Source organism: Wenyingzhuangia sp. 2_MG-2023 (assembly GCF_030548295.1).
Classification (GTDB): Bacteria; Bacteroidota; Bacteroidia; order Flavobacteriales; family Flavobacteriaceae; genus Wenyingzhuangia.
Window position 1 is genome coordinate 169,640 of record NZ_JAUOSB010000006.1, and the last position, 18,197, is coordinate 187,836.

The 18,197-nt window shown below is 33.6% G+C and carries 16 protein-coding genes; 14 read left to right on the top strand and 2 right to left on the bottom strand.

Features of this window, described 5'->3' with window-relative positions; all coding sequences use genetic code 11:
- Position 1: 1 nt before the first annotated feature.
- A complete protein-coding gene (locus tag Q4548_RS09275) occupies positions 2–808 on the top strand; it encodes a mechanosensitive ion channel family protein (RefSeq protein ID WP_303454074.1) in 807 nt (268 codons plus the stop codon).
- Positions 809–996: 188 nt separating this feature from the next.
- Here the strand turns inward: Q4548_RS09275 and Q4548_RS09280 are convergent, their stop codons facing one another.
- Positions 997–1,197: a hypothetical protein gene (locus Q4548_RS09280; RefSeq protein WP_303454077.1), complete on the bottom strand. Its 201-nt coding sequence runs from the start codon at positions 1,195–1,197 to the stop codon at positions 997–999.
- A gap of 112 nt (positions 1,198–1,309) precedes the next feature.
- Here Q4548_RS09280 and ettA point away from each other — a divergent pair, with 112 nt between their 5' ends.
- Positions 1,310–3,001 carry an energy-dependent translational throttle protein EttA gene (gene ettA / locus Q4548_RS09285; RefSeq protein WP_303454080.1) on the top strand — a complete coding sequence of 564 codons (1,692 nt, stop codon included), beginning with the start codon at positions 1,310–1,312 and terminating at the stop codon, positions 2,999–3,001.
- A gap of 85 nt (positions 3,002–3,086) precedes the next feature.
- On the opposite strand, the gene Q4548_RS09290 is transcribed toward ettA, so the two are convergent.
- Positions 3,087–3,434 carry a hypothetical protein gene (locus Q4548_RS09290; RefSeq protein WP_303454083.1) on the bottom strand — a complete coding sequence of 116 codons (348 nt, stop codon included), beginning with the start codon at positions 3,432–3,434 and terminating at the stop codon, positions 3,087–3,089.
- A gap of 213 nt (positions 3,435–3,647) precedes the next feature.
- On the opposite strand from Q4548_RS09290, the gene Q4548_RS09295 reads away from it, so the two are divergent.
- From Q4548_RS09295 to Q4548_RS09350, 12 genes are all read left to right on the top strand, one after another.
- Positions 3,648–4,853, top strand: a complete 1,206-nt coding sequence (locus tag Q4548_RS09295) for a c-type cytochrome (RefSeq protein ID WP_303454085.1) — start codon at positions 3,648–3,650, stop codon at positions 4,851–4,853.
- A 62-nt stretch (positions 4,854–4,915) separates the two neighbouring features.
- Positions 4,916–7,966, top strand: coding sequence for a TAT-variant-translocated molybdopterin oxidoreductase (locus Q4548_RS09300; protein WP_303454088.1), 3,051 nt, complete (start codon positions 4,916–4,918; stop codon positions 7,964–7,966).
- Between the two features lie 30 nt (positions 7,967–7,996).
- Positions 7,997–9,397: an NrfD/PsrC family molybdoenzyme membrane anchor subunit gene (nrfD, locus tag Q4548_RS09305; protein WP_303454091.1), complete on the top strand. Its 1,401-nt coding sequence runs from the start codon at positions 7,997–7,999 to the stop codon at positions 9,395–9,397.
- Positions 9,387–9,914 (top strand): DUF3341 domain-containing protein, encoded by a 528-nt coding sequence (locus Q4548_RS09310; protein WP_303454093.1) that lies wholly within the window; start codon positions 9,387–9,389, stop codon positions 9,912–9,914. Before nrfD ends, Q4548_RS09310 begins: the two co-directional genes overlap by 11 nt.
- A 5-nt stretch (positions 9,915–9,919) precedes the next feature.
- Positions 9,920–10,471, top strand: a complete 552-nt coding sequence (locus Q4548_RS09315; protein ID WP_303454096.1) for a cytochrome c — start codon at positions 9,920–9,922, stop codon at positions 10,469–10,471.
- 23 nt (positions 10,472–10,494) lie between these two features.
- A complete protein-coding gene (locus Q4548_RS09320; RefSeq protein WP_303454098.1) occupies positions 10,495–11,910 on the top strand; it encodes a quinol:cytochrome C oxidoreductase in 1,416 nt (471 codons plus the stop codon).
- A 39-nt stretch (positions 11,911–11,949) separates the two neighbouring features.
- Positions 11,950–13,014: a cytochrome c oxidase subunit II gene (locus tag Q4548_RS09325; protein WP_303454099.1), complete on the top strand. Its 1,065-nt coding sequence runs from the start codon at positions 11,950–11,952 to the stop codon at positions 13,012–13,014.
- 30 nt (positions 13,015–13,044) lie between these two features.
- The gene (locus Q4548_RS09330; protein ID WP_303454102.1) at positions 13,045–14,820 is read left to right on the top strand and encodes a cbb3-type cytochrome c oxidase subunit I; all 1,776 of its coding nucleotides are present in this window, start codon (positions 13,045–13,047) and stop codon (positions 14,818–14,820) included.
- A gap of 207 nt (positions 14,821–15,027) precedes the next feature.
- Positions 15,028–15,264: a hypothetical protein gene (locus Q4548_RS09335; RefSeq protein WP_303454103.1), complete on the top strand. Its 237-nt coding sequence runs from the start codon at positions 15,028–15,030 to the stop codon at positions 15,262–15,264.
- A gap of 151 nt (positions 15,265–15,415) precedes the next feature.
- Positions 15,416–16,399, top strand: a complete 984-nt coding sequence (locus Q4548_RS09340) for a DUF4982 domain-containing protein (RefSeq protein WP_303454104.1) — start codon at positions 15,416–15,418, stop codon at positions 16,397–16,399.
- A 35-nt stretch (positions 16,400–16,434) separates the two neighbouring features.
- Positions 16,435–17,430 (top strand): family 16 glycosylhydrolase, encoded by a 996-nt coding sequence (locus Q4548_RS09345; protein ID WP_303454106.1) that lies wholly within the window; start codon positions 16,435–16,437, stop codon positions 17,428–17,430.
- Positions 17,431–17,528: 98 nt separating this feature from the next.
- Complete coding sequence (locus Q4548_RS09350) at positions 17,529–17,810, top strand: pyrimidine/purine nucleoside phosphorylase (RefSeq protein WP_303454107.1); 282 nt, start codon at positions 17,529–17,531, stop codon at positions 17,808–17,810.
- The last annotated feature ends 387 nt before the right edge of the window (positions 17,811–18,197 follow it).

Genomic DNA, 18,197 nt, shown 5'->3' on the forward strand with positions numbered 1-18,197 from the left:
CATGAATTTTCAAACCGGAAAAATGGGAGAGTTTTATATCGTTTTGCTCGATTTTTTAAAAGGAGCGGGTAAAATTATAGGTTTCCTAATACTTGCTTATATTGTATTAAAATTGACTCTTTATATTGTAGAAAAATTGCTAAAAAGAATCAACCCAGATAGAGTAATAAACAAGTTAAACGAATCTGAAGCGTTTGGAAAAAAGAAAATAGAAGTAGACTTGGTTAAATTTTGCATTCCTATTGTAAAATGGTTTGTAATTTTAATTTTTGTGATTATTGGTGCAGAAATGTTGCAATTAGAAATTGTTTCTAAAGGTATTTCTAATGTAATTAGCATGTTGCCAAAAGTATTTAGTGCAGTTGTAATTTTTATTATAGGTGTTTATTTGGCTAGCTTGATTAGAACAACAATCAAAACCGTCATGAAATCATTGGGTGATGGAGTTTCTAATATACTAGGAACAGTCGTTTTTTATGTAATTGTCATTTTTGTTTCCGTTACATCTTTGGAGCAAATAGGAGTGAATACAGCAATTATTACGAGCAATATTACATTGATATTTGGTTCGGTATTAATCACTTTTACGTTGTCTTTTGGTTTAGGATCTAAAGATGTTGTTACCAGATTGCTACTTGGTTTTTATACAAAAAAATCATTATATGTAGGAGATAAAGTGGAGATAGATGGAGTAGTTGGTGTTATAGAGTCTATTGACAATATATATGTAGTTGTTAAGTCTGAAAACGAAACAATGGTCTATCCTATTAAGTATATTTCAGAGAACAATATTAAAGTCTTAAGATAACTTGTACACTATTGTAGAATTTCGTAAATTGATAATGAATGTTGGTATAGTTTGATAATTTAGGGGTATTTTGTCATTCATTTAATATACTCAGCATTCATAACTATAAAATAGATTAGGGGTAGTCTATTTAAAAGCCTTCTTGAAAAAGAAGGCTTTTTTGGTTCATTTAAAAAAATAACGACAAACTATTTGGTTTTTTCTTTTACCGTTTCTACTGCTTCTTTAGATTTTTTCTCAATAAAATTTCCCGCATCTTTTAAAGCATCTTTTGTCTTATCTATAGCTCCGTTCGCATCAACTTTAATTACTTTTCTATCTTTCTTTTCACAACTTATAAAGGAGAACAATCCGACACTAACAAGGGTTAAAAAAATAAGTTTTTTCATAGGTATGTATATTAAGGTTTAATTTTAAAGATCTAAATTAAAAAAAAAGGAATGGTTTCCTTTAGAATACAGGAATATAGTATCTTGCAACTTGTTAAATAAATAGATATACATGTCAGACGATAAGAAAGTAATTTTTTCCATGTCTGGATTGAGCAAGACTTATCAATCTACTGGAAAACAAGTGTTAAAGAATATCCATTTGAGTTTCTTTTATGGAGCTAAAATCGGGATTTTAGGGTTAAATGGTTCTGGTAAATCAACTTTAATGAAGATTATTGCTGGAGTAGAAAAGAATTATCAAGGAGATATTACTTTTTTACCTGGGTATTCTGTAGGGTATTTAGAGCAAGAACCTAAGTTAGATGAAGACAAAACAGTGATGGATATTGTAAAAGAAGGAGCTGCTGAAACAGTTGCTATCTTGGACGAATACAATAAAATCAACGATATGTTTGGCTTGGAAGAAGTGTATTCTGATGCTGATAAAATGGATCAGTTGATGACTCGTCAGGCTGAGTTGCAAGATCAGATAGATGCCTCTAATGCTTGGGAATTGGATACCAAGTTGGAAATTGCAATGGATGCATTGCGCACACCAGAAGGAGATACACCTATCAAAAACTTATCTGGAGGAGAAAGAAGAAGAGTTGCTTTGTGTAGATTGTTATTGCAAGAACCAGATGTGTTGCTGTTAGATGAACCTACCAACCATTTAGATGCAGAGTCTGTACATTGGTTAGAACATCACTTGGCACAATACAAAGGAACTGTAATTGCAATTACGCACGATAGGTATTTCTTAGACAATGTTGCTGGTTGGATTTTAGAATTGGATAGAGGAGAAGGTATTCCTTGGAAAGGAAACTATTCTTCTTGGTTAGATCAAAAAGGACAACGTTTGGCAAAAGAAGAGAAAACAGCTTCTAAACGTCAAAAAACATTGGCAAGAGAATTAGAGTGGGTAAAGCAAGGAGCTAAAGGTCGTCAAGCCAAATCAAAAGCTCGTTTGAAGAACTACGACAAGTTGATGAACCAAGATCAGAAACAGGTTGAAGAAAAATTAGAAATCTATATTCCTAATGGACCACGTTTAGGAACCAATGTAATTGAGGCCAAAGGTGTAGCAAAAGCATTTGGAGAAAAATTATTGTATGATAATTTAGAATTCAATTTGCCACAAAACGGAATTGTTGGGGTTATTGGTCCTAACGGAGCTGGTAAGTCTACTATTTTTAGAATGATTATGGGAGAGCAAACCCCAGATTCAGGTGAGTTTGTAGTGGGTGACACTGCTAAAATTGCATATGTAGATCAAAATCATGCAGATATTGATCCTGAAAAGTCAATTTGGGAAAATTTTGCAGATAGCCAAGAGCTGGTCATGATGGGAGGTAAAATGGTGAATTCTAGAGCTTACTTATCTCGTTTCAACTTTAGTGGATCAGAACAAAATAAAAAAGTTTCTGCGTTGTCCGGTGGAGAACGTAACCGTTTGCACTTGGCAATGACTTTAAAAGAAGAAGGAAATGTACTCTTGTTAGATGAACCTACGAATGATTTAGATGTAAATACGCTAAGAGCTTTGGAAGAAGGTTTAGAAAACTTTGCGGGTTGTGGAGTTGTAATTTCTCACGATAGATGGTTTTTAGATAGAATTTGTACACATATCTTAGCTTTTGAAGGAGATTCTCAGGTTTATTTCTTTGAAGGTTCTTTCTCAGAGTATGAAGAAAATAAAATCAAGCGTTTGGGAGGAGATGGTATTCCGAAGCGAATTAAATATAAAAAGTTAATCAGATAATTTTAGTGCAATAGTATTGTATAAAAAAGACACCCATATTTAAGAATATAGGTGTCTTTTTTTTTAATGATAGTCCTTTTACCCTTTATAATATTTTAGCAGTTGGGTATTTTTCCTTGATAGCAATAACAATTCGTTCTGCTTCAATTTTAGAGCTACAAGAAGGAGTGATTACTTTCCAATCAGGACTTACATAGGTCAGTTTAATCTTAATATCTTGAAATTCAGTTTTAAAATTTTCAAAAGTTTCACGAGCTATTCCTTCGTTACCAGTATATAACACAACACTAAATCCATTTTTAGTTTTTTTGTTAAAGTTTCTCTTTTTTTCTACAAATCTTTCTAGTGGAGATTTTGTTGACTGTGAAAAAACAGATTCAGAGGTGATTACAGATAAAGAAAATAAAGCGGTAAAAAGCAGTTTGTTTGACATAATTGACACTCGTTTAATAGGATACAAACATAAGTAAATAATTAATAATAAAACTTTATTTAGAATACGTATAAATTAACTTTTAGGTCTTAATATCTGTTCATCAATTGGAAGCATAATGTTACTTTTGTTCCTACGTTCGAAAATGATTTAATTCTATTATTGAGTCTTTTTTGCGCGTTAGAACATATTTAAAACTTATTATACAACTGTATGAAAATTGTGAAATTACACAGAAAACTATCTAGTGTTTTAAAGTTAAGTCTAGCGCTTTTCTTCTCTTTTTCTTTGAGTTTATCAGCACAAGAACCTTCGGAAGAACAGGCTAAAGCAGGAAAAGCATTGTTTAACATGCATTGTGCATCATGTCACAAATTAAACAAGAAATCTACAGGTCCTGCCCTTTACAAAGTAGCAGAACGTCGTGAGATGGATTGGTTGAAAGCTTGGATTAAGAACAACAACAAGTTAAGAGCCTCTGGAGATGCAGATGCGAAAGCAATTTACGAAGAGTATGGAGGGGTTGCGATGAGTGTTTTTGAATTCTTGTCAGACAAGCAAATTGAAGACATTCTTGCTTACACTACTGTTGGAGATGCTAAAAAAGCAACTGGAAACGTAGCGGCTGCTCATGCAGTGGAAGTAGAATCTACACCAAGTGAAATTTTACCTAAAATAGCAACAATCGTGGTTGTTTTAGTATTACTTTCATTGATCGGATGGGTTTTCTTGAAAAGTAATAATGGATTTTTGAAAATATTTGCAGTCATTATATTGGTGTTCTTAGGGGTGTACTTTGGGTTTACTGCATTGATGTCTATAGGTGTGGATGAAGGGTATCAACCTGTTCAGCCAATAGCATTTTCACATAAAATTCATGCGGGAGATAATAAGATAGATTGTCAATACTGTCACTCATCAGCAAAACATTCTAAAACTTCAGGTATTCCTTCTGTAAATGTATGTATGAATTGTCATAAAAACATTTCTGAAGTAGCCGATGATACTAAGATTGATATAAAAGGAAAAGAGTATTTAGATAAAGAAATTCAGAAAGTATACGAGGCAGCTGGTTGGGATGCTGAAAACTTAAAGTATACAGGAGAAACAAAACCTATCAAGTGGGTTCGTATTCACAATTTACCAGATTTCGCTTATTTCAATCACTCTCAACACGTAACTGTGGCGGGTGTTAAATGTCAGAAGTGTCACGGTCCAGTAGAAGAAATGGATGAAATGTATCAATTCTCTCCGTTAACAATGGGATGGTGTATTGACTGTCACAAAGAAACAGAGGTGAATATTGAAGGGAATGGATACTATAAAAAAATACACGAACAATTGTCTCATAAGTACGGTGTTGAAAAAGTTACCATCGCACAATTAGGAGGTAAAGAGTGTGGTAAGTGTCATTACTAGGATTATAAGGAAATTTAAGCTAAGTTTTTAGGTTAGCATCAACTATAGAAAAACAAATTAACATGGCATCAAACAAAAAATACTGGAAAAGTGTTGAAGAGCTAAATGAAAATAGTTCAATTGTTGCTTCGCTTGAACAAAACGAATTTAATGAAGGACAAGCTCCTGAATCGTTTTTAGGTGATAAAGAAACGTTAGAAGCGTCAAGTACAACAAGACGTGATTTCTTAAAATATGTTGGATTTACAACAGTAGCAGCTTCGTTAGCAGCTTGTGAAGGACCGGTAATTAAATCGATCCCTTACGTTGTAAAACCAGAGGAGGTAACTCCAGGTATTGCAAATTATTATGCATCTACTATTGCAGATGGATTTGATTTTGCAAACGTATTGGTAAAAACAAAAGAGGGTAGACCTGTTTTTATTTTACCAAACAAAGAAGCTAAAGGGACTACAAATGCCCGCGTAAATGCTTCTGTATTGTCTTTATATGATAGTTTAAGATTGAGAGGTCCTAAAGTAAAAGGGAATACAGCTTCTTGGTCGGATGTAAATGGAAAAATTACAGCTCAATTAGAAACTCTTTCTAATGCAGGAGAAAAAATTGTGATTTTGACAGGAACATTAGCAAGTCCTTCTACAGATGCTTTGATTGCTGACTTTGCTAAAAAATACAACAATGTATCTCATGTAGTTTACGATGCTATTTCTGAGTCTGCTGCTTTAGATGCTTTCCAAGAGGTTTACGGAGAAAGAGCTTTAGCTAACTATAAATTAGAAGATGCTAAAACAATTGTTTCTATTGGTGCAGATTTCTTAGGAGATTGGCAAGGTGGAGGATTTGAAGCTGCTTATGCTGCAGGTAGAGATGTAAAAGCAGGAAAGTTTTCACGTCACATTCAGTTTGAAGGGAATTATTCTTTGACGGGAGCAAATGCAGACAAACGTGTGGTGTTAAAACCATCTGAACAAGCTTATGCTTTAATCAACTTATACAACGCAGTAACAGGACAAAACTTAGCTTCTAAGAAAACTCCTGGAGATGCTGCTATCAAACAAGCTGCTGCGCAATTAAAAAAATCAGGAAGTAAAGCTGTAGTTATTACAGGAATTCAAGATAAAAATGCTCAATTGATTGCTTTGGCAATCAATAACTATTTAAACTCAGAAATTTTAGATACTACGAATGTTAAGTACGTACGTGGAGGAAATGATGCTGAGGTTTCTACTTTGATTGCAGAATTGAAAGCAGGTAAAGTTGGAGCATTGATTACTTATAATACCAACCCAGTTTATACATTGGCAAAAAGTGCTGATTTTAAAGCTGGTTTGAAAAAAACAAAATTAACTGTAGGATTCTCTTCTAAGGAAGATGAAACATTGAATGAGATGCAATTTGCATTGCCAACACCTAGTTATTTAGAAGCTTGGGGAGATGTTAAAATGACTGCAAGTCAATACAGTTTGACACAACCAACCATCAAACCTTTGTTTGATTCAAAACAATTTCAAGATTGTTTGTTAGCTTGGTCAGGTCAAACAACTTCTTACTATGATTATTTATCAGCTTATGCAAAGTCTGATGTTTTAGGAGATAAATCTTGGAATACTACATTGCACGATGGTTTTGCACCATTATCTGCAACAGTATTAAGTGCAAGCGATATTGATGTAACTGCTGCTGCAAGTGCATTCAAATCAGGAATTAAATCTGGAGCTTTTGAATTGACATTGTATTCTTCAGTTGCAATGGGTGATGGTCAACAAGCAAACAACCCTTGGTTGCAAGAATTGCCAGATCCATTAACAAGAGCTTCTTGGGATAACTATTTGTTGATGTCTAAAGCAGATGCTGATGAATTAGGTTTTTCTAACCCAATCAAAGATAACGGAGCTATCAATGGTCAATATGCAACATTGACTGTAAATGGTGTAAAACTAGAAAATGTACCTGTTTTAATTCAACCAGGTCAAGCTAAAGGTTCTTTAGGATTATCTTACGGATATGGTAAAACAAAAGCATTAAAAGAAGAAATGTTAGTAGGTGTTAACGCTTACAGTATTGCTTTTGGAGGATCTCAAGTTGTTTCTGTAGAAAATACAGGAGGAGATCACTTATTTGCATGTGAACAATTACAACATACAATTGCTGGTCGTCACGATATTTTAAGAGAAACTAGCTTAGAGCAATACCAACACGGTCATGCAGAAGAGTGGAATCCAAGACCGGAAGTTTCTTTAAAGCACCAAGAAACAGATGTTAATAAGGTTGATTTGTGGGAAGATCATGATAGATCTATTGGACATCACTTTAACTTGTCTATAGATTTAACTTCTTGTACAGGTTGTGGATCTTGTGTAATTGCATGTCATGCAGAAAACAATGTTCCTGTTGTAGGGAAGCATGAAGTACGTGTAGGTAGAGATATGCACTGGTTGCGTATTGATAGATACTATACTTCAGAAGGTGATGCAATCACTGATAATAAGAAAACAAATTCAGCTTCTAGTGAAGATTCAGCTGAATTATACCAAAAATTAGAAACTCCTGAGGCAATAAATCCTCAAGTAGCTTTCCAACCGTTGATGTGTCAGCACTGTAACCATGCACCTTGTGAAACTGTTTGTCCTGTAGCGGCAACATCTCATGGTCGCCAAGGTCAGAATCAAATGGCATATAACAGATGTGTGGGTACTCGTTACTGTGCTAACAACTGTCCTTATAGAGTACGTCGTTTTAACTGGTTTAAATACAATAGCAACGATGAGTTTGATTTCCATATGAATGACGACTTTGGTAAAATGGTGTTGAACCCAGATGTAGTTGTACGTTCTCGTGGAGTGATGGAAAAATGTTCTATGTGTATTCAAATGACACAAGCAACTATTTTAAACGCTAAAAACGAGGGTAGAGCAATAGATGTTAATGAATTTACAACGGCTTGTTCTAGTGCTTGCGCTACAGGTTCTATCAAGTTTGGGGACATCAACAGTCCAGAAGATGAAGTAACTGAGTTGCGTAAAGATAAACGAGCATATAGATTGTTAGAGTTCATTGGAACAGATAACAATGTAGTTTATCAAACTAAAATCAGAAATACAAACGAAGCTTAAAAGGAATAACTAAAATTTAAAATTAATTATATGTCGTCTCATTACGAAGCACCCATCAGAGAACCTTTAGTTTTAGGGGAAAAGAGTTACCACGATATCACAATGGATATTGTAAAACCAATAGAGGGTAAGGCAAATAAAAACTGGTATGTAGCATTTACAATTGCATTGGTCGCATTTTTATGGGGTCTAGGTTGTATTGCTTATACCATTAGTACAGGTATTGGAGCTTGGGGATTGAACAAGAACATTGGATGGGCTTGGGATATTACCAACTTTGTATGGTGGGTAGGTATCGGTCACGCAGGTACTTTAATTTCTGCTGTACTTTTATTGTTCCGTCAAAAATGGAGAATGGCGATCAACCGTTCTGCAGAAGCAATGACGATTTTTGCAGTATTCCAAGCAGGTTTGTTCCCAATTATTCACATGGGACGTCCGTGGAATGGTTATTGGGTATTGCCTATTCCAAACCAATTTGGATCTTTATGGGTTAACTTTAACTCACCATTGTTATGGGATGTATTTGCAATTTCAACATACTTATCTGTATCATTGGTTTTCTGGTGGACAGGTTTGTTACCCGATTTTGCAATGATTCGTGATAGAGCTGTAAAGCCTTTCCAAAAAAAGATATACGCTTTGTTATCTTTTGGATGGTCTGGTAGAGCAAAAGACTGGCAACGTTTTGAAGAAGTATCTTTAGTATTAGCTGGTTTGGCAACTCCATTAGTACTTTCTGTACACACTATTGTATCTATGGATTTCGCTACTTCTATCAACCCAGGTTGGCACTCAACTATATTTCCTCCTTATTTCGTAGCTGGAGCAATCTTTTCTGGATTTGCAATGGTACAAACACTTTTAGGGGTGATGAGAAAAGTAACCAACTTAGAAAATTACATTACTCGTTTGCATATTGAATATATGAACATTGTAATTATGGTAACAGGAGGTATTGTTGCTGTAGCTTATGCATCTGAATTCTTTATTGCATGGTACACAGGTTCTCCTTATGAAAACTATACATACATGTCTATTGGAGCTGCAACAGGTCCTTACGGATGGGCATTCTGGTCGTTGATTTTATTTAACATTGCGATACCTCAATTGTTGTGGATTAAAAAGTTCAGAAGAAGTTTTATTGTATCTTTCTTAATCTCTATAGCCATCAACATTGGTATGTGGTTTGAGCGTTTTGACATTATTGCAATTGTATTAAGTAAAGGTCACTTGCCATCAACTTGGACACGTTTTGAGCCTACATTTGTAGATGTTGGTATTTTTGTAGGAACGATTGGATTCTTCTTTGTATTGTTCTTATTATATGCAAGAACATTCCCTGTAATTGCTCAGGCAGAAGTAAAAACAATTATGAAATCTTCAGGAGAACATTATAAACAATTAAGAGACGGAAAAAATGAGCACTAATAAAGTTATACACGCATTATACAATGATGATGATGTTTTAATGGATGCTGTTAAAACAGTCAAAGGAGCAAATCATCATATTGAAGAGGTTTTTACACCGTTTCCAGTTCACGGTTTAGATAAGCTATTAGGATTGCCACAAACACGATTAGCAATTTGTGCTTTCTTATATGGATTGTGTGGTTTGTCATTTGCTATTTGGATGACAAATTATATGATGATTGAAAATTGGCCTCAAGATATTGGTGGTAAACCCAATTTTTCTTGGTGGTTAAACATGCCAGCTTTTGTGCCAATTATGTTTGAATTGACAGTGTTTTTTGCTGCTCACTTAATGGTAATTACTTTTTACATGAGAAGTAGATTGTGGCCTTTTAAGGAAGCTGAAAATCCTGATCCAAGAACTACAGATGATATTTTCTTAATGGAAATTCCTGTACACGATAACGAAGAAGAATTAACAGCTTTGTTAAGCACTACCAATGCTGTTGAGATTAAAGTAATTGAAAAGCACTAATAACCATGAGTAGATTATTTAAAATTACAACAGTTTTAGCAGTAGTAACCTTAGTTTTTACTTCATGCGACAAGTCAAGACGTCAGTTACAATTTATGCCTGATATGTATCAGTCAGTTTCTGGTGAACCTTATGAAGAGAGTACTGTTTTTGAGAACGGATTAGAAGCTCAACAACCAGTATCAGGATCTATTTCTAGAGGACATATTCCTTATGAATATCCAGATACAAACGAAGGGTACGAGGATGCAAAGAAAAAATTAAAATCACCTTTGACAGCAGAAGACTTAGATAGTGAACAAGCAAAAAACTTATACACTATTTACTGTTCAGTATGTCACGGTAAAAAAGGAGATGGACAAGGAGACTTAGTGAAAAGAGAAAAATTCTTAGGAATTCCAAACTATAAGGATAGAGATGTAACCGAAGGAAGTATTTACCATGTTATAATGCACGGTAAAAACATGATGGGATCTCACGCTTCACAATTGAACGAAAAAGAACGTTGGTTGATTGTAAAGCATGTTCAAGAACTAAGAAATAACTTGTTAAAATAAATTACCAAACACTTAGATAAATTATGTATCAATTTTCAAGTAAATTAAAGATAACGGCTATTGCCTTAATGGTAATCGGTTTAATAGGTATCATTATCGGTTTTGTTTCTGCTCCAAGTACCCAAGCAGAAGTAGCTGAAATATTAGCACATCAAGAAGCGGGACATGGAGCTCATGGAGATGCACATGCTACAAAAGAGGTAGCTCATCACGATGCGCATGCGGAAACTACTCATAAAGAAGAAGCTCATGCACATGGTCACGATGCACACGCAGCAGCTGGTCATAAAGAAGAAACACATGCTGAAGGTCATGGAGACCATCATTTAGAACATGTTTTACATCAATTACAAAACAAACCTTGGGCAGCATTTTATGTAGCGTTGTTCTTTTTTACGTTTGTAACTATTGTTGTTTTTGCATTCTTAAACATTCAAAGAGTTGCTCAAGCGGGTTGGTCTATAGTTTTGTTTAGAGTTATGGAAGGTATCTCAGGATTTTTACCTTACGTATCTGCAATCTTCATCATTTTTGTCATTCTAACAGCATTTGGTGCGAATCATTTATTTGTGTGGATGGGAGAAGGTGTAACAGATCCAGAGTCAGCAAATTTTGATCAATTGATTGCAAATAAAGAAGGTTGGTTAAATGTACCTAGATGGTTAATTTGTAGTCTTGTTTATTTAGTAGGATGGAATGTTTTCCGTTTCTTAAATAGAAAATACTCTTTATTACAAGATACTGCTGGTAACTTAACAAACTATACAAAAAATTACAAATTAGGAGTTGCATTTTTAGGATTCTTTATTTTTACAGAATCTATGTCAGTTTGGGATTGGATTATGGGAATAGATCCACACTGGTTCTCTACCTTATTTGGATGGTATGTATTAGCAACATTCTTAGTGTGTGCTGTTACTATTATTGCAATGGTAACTGTATATTTAAAATCTAAAGGATATCTAGAGGTTGTAAATGATAGTCATTTACATGATTTAGGAAAATTTATGTTTGGATTCTCTATTTTCTGGACCTATTTATGGTTTGCTCAATTCATGTTAATATGGTACGCAGATATGCCGGAAGAAACTGTTTATTATATACAACGTTTTGAAGATTATAAGTGGATTTTCTTAGGAATGATTCCTTTGAACTTTATATTGCCTGTATTAATGTTGGTAAATAGTGACTTTAAACGTATACCACAAATTGTACTTGGAGTAGGAAGTATTATATTATTAGGACACTATATTGATGTGTTTATTATGATTATGCCTGGTACGGTAGGAGATCAATGGGGATTTGGAATTACTGAAATTGCAAGTATCTTATTTTTCTTAGGATTGTTTATTTATGCAGTATTTACAACTATTAGTAAAGCTCCATTAATTGCAAAAGGAAATCCTTTTTTACACGAAAGTGAACATTTCCATTATTAATATATATCACTACATTTGCAAAAAATTTAAAACAGAATTATGTTAGCTTTATTTTATTTTTTCGTAGCTGTTGCCATTGCCATTGGAATTTGGCAAGTGAACAAACTACTTACATACAGAGTAATTTTCAAGGAAATTAAAGACGGTAAAAAAATCATCACTTTCGAGAACGATGACAATCCTATCGCAACAGACAAAGACAATGATTTACAAGGTAAATTGTTGCTAGTTTTCTTAATAGGTTTTTACTTATTAATGGGATATTGTTTGATATTTCTACACGATATCATGTTGCCAGGTTCTGCTTCTGTAGAAGGTGAAGATTATGATAATTTATATACAATCACTTTTGTTTTAATTGGAGTAGTTCAGTTTATCACTCAAGGATTGTTATACTTCTTTGGATATAAGTACAAAGGTGTTGTTGGAAAGAAAGCAACTTTCTTTGCAGATTCTCATAAATTAGAATTGATTTGGACAACCATTCCAACTGTAGTTTTAGCAGTCTTGATTTTGTACGGTTTATCTATATGGAATGATGTTACAGATTTAGAAGGTGACGAAGCTATTGTAGTAGAAGTTTATGCAAAACAATTTGCATGGGAAGCTAGATATGCAGGTAGAGATAACGAATTAGGACGTGGTAACGTTCGTAATATTGAAGGAGCAAATACGATGGGTATCGATTTGACAGATGCAAATTCAGTTGATGACATTCCTGTACGTGAATTACACTTGCCTGTTGGAAAGAAAGTAGTTTTTAAGTTCCGTTCTCAAGATGTATTGCACTCTGCTTATATGCCTCACTTTACAGCTCAGATGAACTGTGTTCCTGGTATGGTAACAGAGTTTGGTTTTACACCAAAATACACTACTGAGGAAATGAGAGAAAGAAAAGATGTAATACGCAAGGTAGCTAGTGTTAATAAAGTAAGACAAGCTAAAGGAGATGATCCTTATGAATTTGATTACCTATTGCTATGTAACAAAATTTGTGGACCTTCTCACTACAACATGCAAATGAAAATTGTAGTTGAATCAGAAAAAGATTATTTAATCTGGTTGAACCAACAAAAGACTGCAAAAGAATTATTCAAGTTATAAGAAAACTGTTAGATAAAAAAAGAATTTATTATGTCAGAACATCATCATAAAGAAACTTTCGTAACTAAATATTTATTTAGTTTTGATCATAAAATGATTTCAAAACAGTTTTTAGTAACTGGTATGATCATGGGAGTTATAGGAGTATTAATGTCTTTGTTATTTAGACTTCAAATAGCTTGGCCAGAGCATTCATTTTCTATTATTGAAGCTTTCTTACCAGAACGTTTTCAATCAGAAGCGGGAGTGATGAAACCAGATATCTACTTAGCTTTAGTTACAATTCATGGTACCATCATGGTATTCTTTGTATTAACTGCAGGTTTGAGTGGTACTTTTTCAAATTTATTAATTCCATTGCAAATTGGAGCTCGTGATATGGCTTCAGGATTTATGAACTGCCTATCTTATTGGTTGTTTTTCATCTCAAGTGTTATCATGGTTATTTCATTGTTCGTACAAGCTGGACCAGCTTCTGCAGGATGGACTATCTATCCACCGTTGTCAGCATTGCCACAAGCAATTCCTGGTTCAGGATTAGGGATGACATTGTGGTTGGTTTCTATGGCTATATTTATTGCTCAGTCTTTGATTGGTTCTTTAAACTACATTGTTACCATCTTAAACTTAAGAACAAAAGGTATGACAATGACAAGATTACCATTAACTATGTGGGCATTGTTCATTACTGCAATTATTGGAGTTGTTTCTTTCCCAGTCTTATTATCTGCAGCATTGTTGTTGATTTTTGATAGAAGTTTTGGTACATCTTTTTACTTATCAGACATCTTTATTGGTGGAGAAGTTTTGAACTACCAAGGAGGATCACCAGTATTGTTTGAACACTTATTCTGGTTCTTGGGTCACCCAGAGGTATACATTGTATTGTTACCAGCATTAGGATTGACTTCTGAAATTATTTCTACAAATTCACGTAAACCAATTTTTGGATACCGTGCAATGATTGGATCTATCATGGCAATTGCTTTCTTATCAACAATTGTATGGGGTCACCATATGTTTGTGTCTGGAATGAACCCTTTCTTAGGATCTGTGTTTACATTCACAACTTTGTTGATTGCAATTCCATCTGCAGTAAAAGCGTTTAACTACATCACTACTTTATGGAAAGGTAATTTACAGTTTAACCCTGCAATGTTATTTTCTATCGGATTGGTTTCTACATTTATTACAGGAGGTTTAACCGGAATTGTCTTAGGAGATTCTGCTTTGGATATCAACGTTCACGATACTTATTTTGTTGTAGCTCACTTCCACTTGGTAATGGGTGTATCGGCAATTTATGGAATGTATGCAGGTATTTATCACTGGTTCCCTAAAATGTATGGGAAAATGATGAACAAAACATTAGGGTATGTTCACTTCTGGATTACGGCTATTGCAGCTTATGGAGTTTTCTTCCCAATGCACTTTATTGGATTGGCAGGTTTACCTCGTAGATATTATACAAATACAAACTTTCCATTGTTTGACGATTTAGCAAATGTAAACCAAGTAATGACAATCTTTGCATTGATTGGTGGTGCTGCTCAAGTTGTTTTCTTGGTAAACTTTTTTATGAGTATTTACAAAGGAAAAGTAGCAAGTCAAAACCCATGGAAAGCAAATACATTAGAGTGGACTACTCCAGTAGAACATGTTCATGGTAACTGGCCAGGAGAAATTCCTGAAGTTTACCGTTGGCCTTATGATTATAGTAAAGTTGACGAAAATGGAGAGTATATTTTTGGTGAAGATTACATCATGCAAACTGTTCCATTAAAAGCAGGAGAGCAAGAGTCTTAAGGCTTTAGTTATATATAAATTTAAAACTCGATTGGTGAAAACTAATCGAGTTTTTTTATGCTTAAATTCAAAGAATTATAGCATGTTTTAAGTATTCTATTGACTATGTGAATACCATTTTTGCTCTATAGATGGATCTAGGTTTGGAATAGTATAATTTTAAAATTCATTTGGTGGATTATACTTAAAAAATCAATAGTTGTTTTAATGAAAGTTAATTTGTTATCACTTAAATTAATAATAGTAAGTCTATTATTAACAGTTTCTTATAATCATTTTGCTCAAAGCAAAGGAGTCATCAATTTTAATGAAGATTGGCTATTTACATTATCAGATTCTAAAGATTATCCATTAACTACATACAATCCTAAAGATTGGAGAAAATTAGATTTACCACATGATTGGTCAATAGAATATGATTTTTCTAAAGATCTAGAAGGATGAACTGCATTTATGTCGGGTGGAATAGGATGGTATAGTAAATTATTTACAACAAAAATCAATAAGAATCAAAAGTGTCATATCATTTTTGATGGTGTCTATAACAACGCTGAATTTTTGATCAACTTCAAGTTTTGAAACAGGATATACTGATGTGCTAGATGTAGTAGGTTATAGTTATAAACCTCACAAATACGATTATTTTAAAAAAACATACCCTAACACAGCTATGATGGGGACAGAAAATGTTCCTCGTTGGTATGAGTGGAAAGCAGTAATTGAAAGAGAATTTATTCCTGGATTATTTTTATGGACAGGTGTAAATTATATGGGGGAATGTAGAGCTAATGACTGGCCAAGAAAAGTAACAAATCACGGTCCTTTAGATATTGCAGGTTTTCCTCGTGGATCTTACTACATGTTTAAAGCACTGTGGAGAGATGATATCCCTGTAATAAGTATGTACACACAAACGGAAAATAAGTCAATATACAAACAAGATGCTAAGAGTAATGTTGTAGAAAAGGAAAAAGATTATTGGAAGTTAGCACCTAGGGAATGGCAAAATGTAAATCCGCATTGGAATTACCAAAAAGAAACCAAAACTATAGTAGAAGTATATTCTAATTGTGAGTCTGTAGAATTGTTTCAAAATGGTAGATCATTAGGAGTTCAATATTTAAAAGATCAAGACGATTATACTTACAAATGGGCAGTAGACTATAAAAAAGGTAAACTAATAGCAAAAGGAGTAAAAGGAAGACAAACAGCAACAACAAGTTTGCAAACTGTAGGTAAACCAGTGGCTATTCGTTTAAAGGCAGATAAAATTAAAGTAAACGCTAATAATACAGATGTTATTCATGTCGTAGCTCAGCTAATTGATAATAAAGGAAGAGCTGTTAAGAATGTTGATGATGAAATTACATATGAAATACAGGGACAGCATAGATTTTTAGGTACAGATTGCGGAGATACTACAAAGCTGACAAATTTTAAAGGAAAAACAGTTCCTACTGCTTTTGGAAAGTGTTTGTTAGCTATTCAAGCAACAAAATCAGCATCAGAAGTAATAGTTATAGCCAAAGGAAAAGATGGAAAACTAATGTCTAAATCTCTTAAAATTACTATAGAGTAATTATTAAATACGTAAAAATAAATAGAATAAAATCAATGTTTTTTTTTAAAAAAGTAAGCCTTGTATTTTTCTCAGTAATTTTTATACTGTTGATAAATGCATGTAAAACAAGAAAGGTAAATCAAACTACAAAAGTATATCCAACATCAGATCCTGAAAACAAAGGAGCTTGGCTATACAATTCAGAAATTAGTGATGAGTTTAATACCAAAGAAATTGATGAAGAACGATGGTATATTGTAGGAAAGTTTAAAGATGGAAAACCTTTTTACAAACACCCAGACAATCCAAAGAAAAGAATATGGAAAGGTAGAGCTCCTTCTCAGTTTTCGGGACGTAACTATAGATTAGAAAATGGAATTTTAAAATTAGAGGCACGTTGGGAACCAGACTTTCCTTTTAGTGATGAAATTCGAAAACCCGTGTTTGGAGAAGCTCTGCCTTACGAAAACATAACAACAGCCTGCTTTATTCAACGTAAAGCATTTAAGTATGGATACATAGAAATTAGAAGTAAAGCAATTGATGCCGAGATTACAAGTGGTTTTTGGTCTATGGGAGAAGGATTAGAATTTGATTTTTTTGAAATGTTTGGAGATGGAAGAAAAAAGGGAAAAGAGCATCTAGATAAACAGCTTTGGTGGTCTATTCGTGATTGGAAAAAATTAAAAGGAAAACCATCATATACAGAAAGAAAAGATATGGGCTTCCGTGGAGCAAGTGATTTTCATATTTATGGAATTGAATGGGATGAAAAAGGAATTAAGTATTTTATTGATGGAAAATTATTTTCATCAGTTACAGCAGAACAAGCTACTGCTTGGGCAAAAAAAAACAGACCTGTTAAAGAAGATTACAATGGATACGTAGCAACCAATCCTATTAATTTATGGCTAGATATGGAAATATTTTCGTGGAACGGAATGCCTGAAAGTAAAGATGAATTAACTTTAAACGGGACCCCAGAACAAAAGAAAAAAGGAATAATGGATTTTGAAATTGATTATGTCCGAGTTTGGCAAAATAAATAATAGTTATTAATAACAAACATTGTACAAACAATGAATTGTTTTTCTATCACAATAAAGATGTGTATTTTTACAGTTCAACATAAAAAAAGAAATAGAATATGATTTCAGCAAACGAATATTTTGACGGAAACGTTAAGTCTTTAGGTTACGAATCAGCAACAGGAAAATCTACATTAGGAGTAATGGAAGCAGGCGAGTATGAATTCGCTACTTCTTTACACGAAACAATGAATGTTGTAGAAGGAGAAATGACAGTTAAATTACCAGGATCTACAGAATGGGTAACTTATAAAGCTGGTGAAGCATACCAAATTGAAGCAAATGAAAAGTTTCAGGTAAAAGTTTCAGGACAAACTTCTTACTTGTGTCAGTACAAATAAGAGTCAAACCTTATAAATTTTAAAGCCATCAATTATGTAATTGATGGCTTTTTTACTAATTAATAGTATTATTATCTACATAATAAGTAATAAATATTCTTGTCTTTGTGGGGTTCCTCCGTTTGGTCAAGAGATCTTACTGTCGTTACTAGCTTTTTCCACGCTCTTTCAAAGGGCTCACATATGTTATTCCATCACTAACGCTAGGCTTTGCGGGAGTATATCTTATAAGAATAGCGTATCAATGACTGTAGTTTATAAAAAACATGATATGCAATCTACATAAAATCAGCTAGTTAAGATTCGATGTGAAATAATTTAAAAAAAGGTTAAAAAAGATAGTTGTAGATAAGTAATAGTTGTGTATCTTTGCACCCGCAACAACGA